Annotated in this window: 7 protein-coding genes; 5 read left to right on the top strand and 2 right to left on the bottom strand. The window is 71.6% G+C overall.

Features of this window, described 5'->3' with window-relative positions:
- Positions 1-843: ROK family transcriptional regulator (locus tag B1L11_RS43190; RefSeq protein ID WP_079320940.1), on the bottom strand; the 843-nt coding region annotated here is incomplete at its 3' end.
- A 189-nt stretch (positions 844-1,032) separates the two neighbouring features.
- On the opposite strand from B1L11_RS43190, the gene B1L11_RS43185 reads away from it, so the two are divergent.
- The 4 genes from B1L11_RS43185 to B1L11_RS43170 all read left to right on the top strand — a co-directional run bounded on the left by B1L11_RS43185 (position 1,033) and on the right by B1L11_RS43170 (position 6,640).
- Positions 1,033-3,270 (top strand): PhoH family protein, encoded by a 2,238-nt coding sequence (locus tag B1L11_RS43185; protein ID WP_079320939.1) that lies wholly within the window; start codon positions 1,033-1,035, stop codon positions 3,268-3,270.
- 492 nt (positions 3,271-3,762) lie between these two features.
- A complete protein-coding gene (gene lnt, locus B1L11_RS43180) occupies positions 3,763-5,319 on the top strand; it encodes an apolipoprotein N-acyltransferase (protein ID WP_256863405.1) in 1,557 nt (518 codons plus the stop codon).
- Complete coding sequence (locus B1L11_RS43175) at positions 5,319-6,062, top strand: polyprenol monophosphomannose synthase (protein ID WP_079320938.1); 744 nt, start codon at positions 5,319-5,321, stop codon at positions 6,060-6,062. The genes lnt and B1L11_RS43175 overlap by 1 nt, the downstream gene beginning before the upstream one ends.
- Before the next feature lie 77 nt (positions 6,063-6,139).
- Positions 6,140-6,640 carry an FxsA family protein gene (locus B1L11_RS43170; RefSeq protein WP_079320937.1) on the top strand — a complete coding sequence of 167 codons (501 nt, stop codon included), beginning with the start codon at positions 6,140-6,142 and terminating at the stop codon, positions 6,638-6,640.
- A 96-nt stretch (positions 6,641-6,736) separates the two neighbouring features.
- On the opposite strand, the gene B1L11_RS43165 is transcribed toward B1L11_RS43170, so the two are convergent.
- Positions 6,737-7,522, bottom strand: a complete 786-nt coding sequence (locus tag B1L11_RS43165) for a PRC-barrel domain-containing protein (protein WP_079320936.1) — start codon at positions 7,520-7,522, stop codon at positions 6,737-6,739.
- A 541-nt stretch (positions 7,523-8,063) separates the two neighbouring features.
- On the opposite strand from B1L11_RS43165, the gene B1L11_RS46255 reads away from it, so the two are divergent.
- Positions 8,064-8,405: a hypothetical protein gene (locus B1L11_RS46255; RefSeq protein ID WP_143737970.1), complete on the top strand. Its 342-nt coding sequence runs from the start codon at positions 8,064-8,066 to the stop codon at positions 8,403-8,405.
- Positions 8,406-8,479: the final 74 nt, after the last annotated feature.

Below are 8,479 nucleotides of genomic sequence, written 5' to 3'. Positions count from 1 at the left end.
GTGCGCCCGCAGGAGCGCGAGCACGGCCGGGCCGCCCGACAGCGCCTGGAACCCGTGGTTGGCCCGCCTGCCGACGTCCCGCGCGGTGGGGGCGCCGACCACGGGCATGTAGCCGACCTCGCCCGCGCCGCCGGTGGCCCCGCGGTGGAGGCGGCCGCCGATGACGAGGGCCGCGCCGATGCCCTCGTCGGCCCACAGCAGCACGTAGTCCTGGTGGCCCCGGGCGCTGCCCCTGGACCGTTCGGCCTGGGCGACGAGGTTGACGTCGTTCTCCACGTCGATCGGCACGCCGATCCCGTCGCGGAGGGTCCCGATCAGGTCGGGGATGTGCCAGCCCGGAATGTGGGCGGCGTAGCCGAGCCTGCCCGTCGAGGGATCGACGGCGCCGCCGATGCCGACGACCACCCGGCTCAGCTCCGTCGGGTCGAGCCCGGCCGGGCCGCACGCCCCCGCGAGGGCGGCCCGGACCCGCTCCACCACGTCGCCGCCGGTGCGCCCTGGGGTGGCCAGCCGGTGCTCGGCGACGACCGCGCCGGTGACGTCGGCGACCGCCACGGCGATCCGCGCCGGCGTGACGTCCAGCGCCGCCACGTGCGCCGCGCGGGGGTTGATCCGGTACAGCTCGGCCGTACGGCCCGGCAGGCCCTCGCGGATGCCGTCCAGGACCACCAGGCCGGCCTCCTGGAGCCGGGCCAGCAGCTGGGATGCGGTCGGCTTGGACAGGCCGGTGAGCGCCCCCAGCTCGGGCCGGGTCAGCGGGCCGCGTTCGAGCAGGACCATCAGCGCGGCGCGGTCGTTGATCGCGCGCAGCAGGCTCGGCGTCCCCGCGATGGGCCGGGTCATACGTTCTCCCACGAAGCGGGTTAGGAAAGTTTCCTAACTTTTGCTGCGACCGTACGAACGGGCTCGATCGCCGTCAAGAGCGTGATCCGCGCCGAGATCCATCTGTGACCGCATCGGTGACCGCGCCGGTGATCGTCGCCGTGCCCGATGCGGGAGAAGGGCGGTGCGGCACGTAGAATCTGGCGGCCTATGCCAGAGTCTTCGACGGGCGAGCTGGCCCGGGAGCAGAAGTACGTCGCCGCGTTGTACGAGCGCCTCGACGTGCTGCGGGAGCGCACGCGCGGGCAGCTCGACGCCGTGCTGGCCCAGGGGGCCTTCGGCACTCACCAGAACCGCTCGGAGCGCGACAACTTCGCCGTCATGTACACCCAGCGGCTGGCCCGTCTGTGGGCGGTGGAGAACGGCCTGTGCTTCGGCCGGCTCGACCACGCGGAGGGCGAGCGGCTGTACATCGGCCGCATCGGCCTGTCGGACGACGACCAGCACCGGTTGCTGATCGACTGGCGGGCCCCCGTGGCGCAGCCGTTCTACCGGGCCACCCCGGCCGCCCCGATGGGCGTCACCCGGCGGCGTCACCTGCACACGCGGGGGCGCAGGGTCACCGCCATCGACGACGACCTGCTCGACCTCGACAGCCTCACCGACGCCGACCGGGCCTCGCTCAACGGCGAGGCGGCGCTGCTGGCCGCGCTCGGCGAGAAGCGCACCGGCCGCATGCGCGACATCGTGGCCACCATCCAGGCCGAGCAGGACAAGATCATCCGAAGCGACCTGAACGGCGTGCTCGTCGTCCAGGGCGGCCCCGGCACCGGCAAGACCGTGGTGGCCCTGCACCGCGCGGCCTACCTCCTCTACACCTACCGCGAGCGGCTGGAACGCCGGGGTGTGCTGATCCTCGGGCCCAACCCGACCTTCATGCGTTATATCGAGCAGGTGCTGCCGTCCCTCGGTGAGACCGACGTGCTGCTGTCCACCGTGGGCGAGCTGTACCCGGGCGTCACCGCGACCCGGGAGGAGCCGCCCGAGGCCGCCGCGGTCAAGGGCCGGATCGCGATGGCCGACGTGATCACGCGGGCCGTACGGGAGCGCCAGCGGATGCCGCGCACGCCCGTGGAGATCAAGCTCGACAAGTTCACGCTGAAGCTCGACCGGCAGACGCTGGAGGCGGCCCGGTCGAAGGCCGGCCGCTCGCGCCGACCGCACAACCAGGCCAGGGCCGTCTTCATCCGGCACCTGCTGACCGCGCTCACCCGGCAGGCCGCCCGGCACCTGGGCCGCGGCAATCTCGACGACGCCGACTTCGCCGACCTGCGCGAGGACCTGCGTACCGAGGAGCCGGTGCGGGTGGCCCTCAACCGGCTGTGGCCCTACCTGACGCCGCAGCAGCTGCTGATCGGCCTGTTCACCGACCGCGACCGGATGGCGGCGGCCGGGCTGGGCGCGCCGGAGCGTGACCTGCTGCTGCGCGAGCCGCCCAAGCAGGGGGAGAACTGGTGGAGCGCGGCCGACGTGCCGCTGCTCGACGAGGCCGCCGAACTGCTGGGGGACATCGACGAAGGGGTGCTGCGGGCGGCGCGCCGGGCCGAGCAGGAGCGCGAGGAGCGCATCGCCTACGCCCGCGAGGTGCTGGAGCTGACCGGCCTGGCCGACATCATGGACGCCGAGCGCTTCGCCGAACGGCAGCAGGCCGAGGAGACCTATCTCACCACGGCCGAGCGGGCCGCCAGGGACCGCACGTGGGCCTTCGGCCACGTGATCGTGGACGAGGCCCAGGAGCTGTCCGAGATGGCCTGGCGGATGGTCATGCGGCGCATTCCCGGCCGGTCGATGACGATCGTCGGTGACATCGCGCAGACCGGGTCGGCCGCGGGCGCGGCGAGCTGGGCCCGCGTCCTGGATCCGTACGTCGCGGGCCGCTGGCGGGAGGAGCACCTCAGCGTCAACTACCGCACCCCCGCCGAGCTGATGGAGGTCGCCGCCCGCGTGCTCGAACTGGTCGGCTCCGACCTGAAGGCGCCGGAGTCGGTGCGGGAGACGGGCGAGCGGCCGTGGGCCCTGCGGGTCGCCACCCTCGCGGAGGCGGGCCCCGTGGTCGCGGCCGAGGTCGTCGGCGAGGGCCGCCTCGTGGTCATCGCCCCGGCCGGGATGATCGAGGAGATCGGGGCGATCGTCAGGGCCGCCGTGCCCGACGCGGCCACCGGGCCCGGCCCGGCCGCGCTGGACGCGCCCGTGGCGGTGCTGTCGGTGACCGAGGCCAAGGGGCTTGAGTTCGACTCGGTGATCGTGGTCGAACCCGGCCGGATCCTGCGGGAGTCGCCGCGCGGCCCGAGCGACCTCTACGTCGCCCTCACCAGGGCCACGAGCCGCCTCGGCGTCGTTCACACGGAGGAACTGCCCGAGGTACTCAACGGTCTGGAACGGCGCTGACTGGAACGGTGCTGAACGGGCACCGCTCCTACCTGCGGAAATGTGGTATTTCCGCTGATCGGGACGCGGTTGACATCTGCGCTGAGGTCGGTAGTTTGCTGCGCAGTCCAGCACGGGACTGACCGGTTGGCCGCTCTATGGCGCCGCCGACCTCTGCGTCGATGACGGAGCGTGACACCGTCAGCACACCAGGCGCAGGGCGGCGTCCCGCCGAGGCGGGGCACCCCATCCGGCCGGGGGGTTGGACCCAGGAGGGGCCCGGGCACCCAGTAGACAACGGAGCTCCGCGCCCGCCGCCGACGGGACGGAACCGGTCCGAAGGGCCGCCCGGGCCTTCTTCCCTTCCTCACTCCTCCTCGTCTCCTCCTCGCCGCCCTCACGGCCGCCGTACAGTGGCTGAGGCCGGTTTGGCGGCCTGCGCCGCCGTCTGCGACTCTGACCTGGAATGATTTTTGGCGTCAGGCCCATCGACACGCGAGGAGAGACTGTCCCGTGGCACTGAAGACGGCGCAGGACGCGGCACCGCCCGCCGCCGCGGCGCCGAAGCCGCGAGTGCCGGGCGTGCTGGTCCGCCTCGCCGCCTCCGTCGCGGGCGGCCTGGTGCTCTACCTCGCCTTCCCGCCGATCGGCTGGTGGTTCTGCGCGCCTGTCGGCGTGGCGCTGCTCGCCCTCGCGTTGTACGGCACCGGGCCGCGCCGGGCGGTGTGGATCGGGTACGCCGGGGGGCTGGCGTTCCTCCTGCCGACCCTGGCCTGGGTCCGCCCGATCGGGGACGACGCCTGGCTGGCCCTGTCGGGCATCGAGAGCCTGTTCTGGGCCGGGCTGGCCTGTGTGGCCGTCCTCGTCATGCGGCTGCGCCTGTGGCCGCTGTGGGTGGCCTGCCTGTGGGTCGTGCAGGAGTGGGCCCGTGGCCTGTTCCCCGTCGGGGGCTTCCCCTGGGCGCGGCTGGCCTTCAGCCAGGGCGAGTCGCCGTACACCGGCTTCGCCGCGCTGGGCGGCGCCCCGCTTGTAAGTTTCACGGTCGCCCTCACCGGGGCCCTGCTCGCCGCCCTGGTCACACGGCGTCCGCCGAGGTGGCGGGCCGACCGGGTGGTTGCCGGAACGCTCCTCGCCGCGATAGCCGTACCGGTGCTGGGGCTGGTCGTGCCCCGGCCCGGCGACGAGGGCAGGACAGTGCGGATCGGTGTCATCCAGGGCAACGTCCCTGGGCGGGGGATGTACTTCCTCGGCGACGAGCCCGCCGTCGTGCTGCGCAACCACGCGGACGAGACGCACCGGATGGCCGAGGCCGTGCGCGCAGGCAAACTCCAGCGGCCCGACATCGTGGTGTGGCCGGAGAACTCCACCGACATCGATCCTTACACCAGCGCGTACGCCCGGCAGGTGATCGACTCCGCCGCCAAGGACATCGGCGTGCCGATTCTCGTCGGCGCGGTGGTCAAGATCGGCACCGAGAACCGGGCCACCCGCGGCGTCGTCTGGGACCCGGTCACCGGTCCCGGCGCGTACTACGACAAGCGGCGGCTGGTGCCGTTCGGCGAGTACACCCCGATGAAGGACCTGTTCCTGGCGTTGTCGTCGCGGGCCCAGCTCGTCGGCCGGCAGTCGGTCCCCGGCGACAAGCCGGGAGCGCTGCGGATGGGGCCGGTGACGATCGGCACCGTGGAGTGCTACGAGGTGGCGTTCGACAGCACGGTCCGCGACACGGTGCTGGCCGGTGGCACGCCGCTGGTGGTGCAGACCAACAACGCCAGCTACGCGCTCACCAACCTGCCGCCGCAGCAGCTCGCGATGTCGCAGCTGCGCGCGGTGGAGTTCAACCGTGCGGTGGTCACCGCGGCGACCACGGGGATCTCCGCGTACGTCGGGCCCGACGGCCGGGTCGGATGGCGTACCGGCGAGCTGGTGGCGGGGGTGAACGTCCTGGACGTCCCCGTCAGGACGAAGAACACGGTGGCGGCGGAGGTAGGTGCGCTGCCGGAGTGGATCATGGTACTCATGGGAGCCGGAGCGACGGTGGCGGCCATCTCTGGGCGGAGGAGAACCTGATGGAGCGGACCCCAGGGCGGGTGCTCGTGATCGTCCCCACGTACAACGAGAGGGAGAACCTCCCGTTGATCACGCGGCGGCTGCGTGAGGCGCTGCCCGACGTGCACCTGCTCGTGGCCGACGACAACAGCCCCGACGGCACCGGCCGGATCGCCGACGAGCTGGCCGAGGCGGACGACCACGTCCACGTCCTGCACAGGACGAGCAAGCAGGGGCTGGGCGCCGCCTACATCGCCGGATTCCGGTGGGGCCTGGCCGAGGGCTACGACGTGCTGGTGGAGATGGACGCCGACGGCTCCCACCAGCCCGAGGAGCTGCACAAGCTGCTCGACGCGGTGACCGACGGCGCCGACCTGTCGATCGGCTCCCGGTGGGTGCCCGGCGGCAGGACCGTCAACTGGCCGTTCTCGCGCGAGCTGCTGTCCCGGGGGGCCAACACCTACGTCCGGCTGGTGCTCGGCATCCCGGTGCGCGACGCCACGGCGGGCTTCCGGGCCTACCGCGCGGCCACCCTGGAGAAGATCGGGCTGGACGACGTCGAGTCGCAGGGCTACTGCTTCCAGGTGGACCTCACGCTCCGCACCGTACGGCAGGGCCTGCGGGTGACCGAGATACCGATCACGTTCGTCGAGCGCACCGTGGGCAGCAGCAAGATGAGCCGGAAGATCATCTTTGAGGCCTTCTGGCGCATCGCCGTCTGGGGGGTCACCGGGTTCGGTGATCGGTTTCGCCCGAGGCGATAGGCACGATCCACAGGAACCCCAGCGGCCGCGAGGACGTTGACGCAGACGTACGAGTGCCGGGGTGAGTGGGGCAAGACATGGTGCTGCGGATCGGGCTGTTCCTCGGGTTCCTCCTGGTTCCCGTCCTGGAGATCTGGTTTCTGATCCAGGTGGGGTCCGTTATCGGCGGGTGGGAGACGGTCGCCCTGCTCATCGCCGACAGCATCCTCGGCGCCTGGCTCGTGCGCCGTGAGGGGCGGCGGGCGTGGGCGGCGCTGCGCACGGCCATCGAGTCGGGGCGCATGCCCGACCGGGAACTCGCCGACGGAGCGATGATCGTCGCCGGCGGCACTCTCCTGCTCGCCCCCGGTTTCCTGACCGACGTGTTCGGATTCTTCATGATCCTGCCGTTCACCCGGCCGAGCGCCCGGCGCTGGCTGACCTGGTTCCTCGGCCGCCGCGTGCGGTCGCTCGCCGCCCGCTCGCCGTACGCGCCGCTCTTCGACCGTACGGGAGGGTTCGGCCGGGCTGACGGTGCGGGCTTCGACGGTGCCGGCCGTGGCCGCGTTGTGCACGGCGAGGTCATCGACGACGACTGAATGCGGCCGGGCACGCCGTTGCCCCGGCGGCGGAGGCGCACCGGGGCAACGGGGCTGGTGACGAGCTGCTTCCGGGTTCTTTCGGGTTCTTCCCGGTTACAGGCACGGCTCGTCCGGGTCGGGAATGTCTCGGCTGTCCCGGCTACGGATGTCCCGATCACGCGCGTCCGGGTCGGTGACGAACCGGTCGCCGGCGTTCGTCATCGGGTCGCCGGTGCCGAACCGTTCCCGTGACCGGGCCGCAGGGTCCTCGGTGCCGTACCGCTCGCTCGACGTCCGCGAGGGATCGCCGCTGCCGAACAGTTCCTCGGATCGGGTCTCGGGGTCCCGCCGCGCCAGCGGCTCACCAGGGCGCGTACCGGGGATCTCGGCGTCCAGCCGGTCCCTGGAGCCGAGCGCCGGGTCGTCGGTGCCGTACCGCTCCCCGCCGCGGGTCACGGCGTAGTCCGCGTATTCGCCGGGATCGTCGACGCCGATCCCCAGGCGTTCACGTTCACGCCGCCCGGTGCTGTCGGCCCAGCCGGTGAGGCTGTCGGGCCGGTTCGCCCGTTCCCAGGCGGCATCCCAGTCCATGTCGTAGTGACGGTAGAGCTCACGCTCCTGCTCGGCGGACAGGTGCCCGTCGGCGTCCAGGTCCACGTCGGGCGCGTTCTTGACGTGCTCCTTTTCGTACGGGACCTCGACATGGCCGGCCGTCAGGCCCGCGTCGTGCACCGGGACGAAGGTCTCCTTGGTGTGGAGAAGTCCGGTCTTGACGCAGAGCCACTTCGGCCGTCCCGTCGCGTCGTCGAGGAAGACCTGCGCGACCTCGCCGATCTTGTCGCCGTTGAGGTCGTGGACCGGGTTGTCGAGCACCATGGGGATCTGCTCGTGAGTGATCACGTGCTTCTCCTTGTCTCTCGCTTGGTCGGTCCCTTACTGGGCTACCGCCGATGGGAGAACGGAAACCACCTTTTTCGGAATTCGCCTCCGAAGTGTCCAGCGGCTACGCCGGAACCGCCGGCATCGCCGCAGGTGAAGGCCCGTAGCGCGGCGTCCTCCGCCGCTGCGGAAATCGCCATCGTGGCCCGGCCCGTGGCCCGGTGCGGCTCTGTCACGGCCCGGCATGGCCCGGCCGTGGCAGGGCCCTTCGACCTGCCGCAGCGGGACGAGCGGTCCCCCATCCACCCCCGACCGGCTCGATCGCCCGCAATCGCGCCAGATGCTCGGCCGGGCGGCCTGCTCGATCGCGCCTTGGCAGCCGTCGAACCCGCCGCCCCGCCGCGCGGAACGCCCGCGCGCGCCCGTCGCCGCCTTCTGAATGACCCCTTTGCCCCCTTTTCAGGTTGACCTGCTGCTCCAACTATTCGCTTCTCGCGGTTGCTGGAGGTAAGGAGCAGGTGAAAGAATTCATACAAGTTTTCGAATCTAGCGAGGAGGTGCCATGGATCTGTTCGACTCTGGTCCTGAGCGCCTTCGTCTTTCGAATAGCTCTGATAGCTGCTCCGATGGCTCTGACGGCTGGTGGGACCGGTTGACCTCCGGTTCCCCGTTGTGGTCGTCCGAGGGATCGGCCGCCCGCGAGCATGCGAGCCAGGACACCAGCGACGACGCGCCCGGTGCCGGTCAGGGTCGGGCCCGGTCGTCGTGGGTGTTGGTGGGTTCTCTTCGTGAGTCGGCGCAGGAGTTGGCGTTGGCGCCGTTGCCGGATGATGTGGACATTTGCCTGGCTGAGGCCGAGGAGTTGATGTTCGCGCGGGGATCGGATCACGTGTGCTCTTGCTGATCGGGTGGGGCGGGTGCATGGTGGCGGGGCAGGCCAGGCAGCATGGGGCATGCCTCGACCCGGAGTTGGCTGGC

It is taken from the genome of Microbispora sp. GKU 823 (genome assembly GCF_002027145.1).
Taxonomy (GTDB): Bacteria; Actinomycetota; Actinomycetes; order Streptosporangiales; family Streptosporangiaceae; genus Microbispora; species Microbispora siamensis.
Note: the sequence above shows the minus strand (reverse complement) of the source record. Positions and strands in the feature narration are given on the sequence as shown.

Coding starts and splice junctions, on each gene's coding strand:
- B1L11_RS43185 (WP_079320939.1), top strand. CDS start 1,033: ATGCCAGAGTCTTCGACGGGCGAGCTGGCCCGGGAGCAGAAGTACGTC.
- B1L11_RS43175 (WP_079320938.1), top strand. CDS start 5,319: ATGGAGCGGACCCCAGGGCGGGTGCTCGTGATCGTCCCCACGTACAAC.
- B1L11_RS43170 (WP_079320937.1), top strand. CDS start 6,140: ATGGTGCTGCGGATCGGGCTGTTCCTCGGGTTCCTCCTGGTTCCCGTC.
- B1L11_RS46255 (WP_143737970.1), top strand. CDS start 8,064: ATGGATCTGTTCGACTCTGGTCCTGAGCGCCTTCGTCTTTCGAATAGC.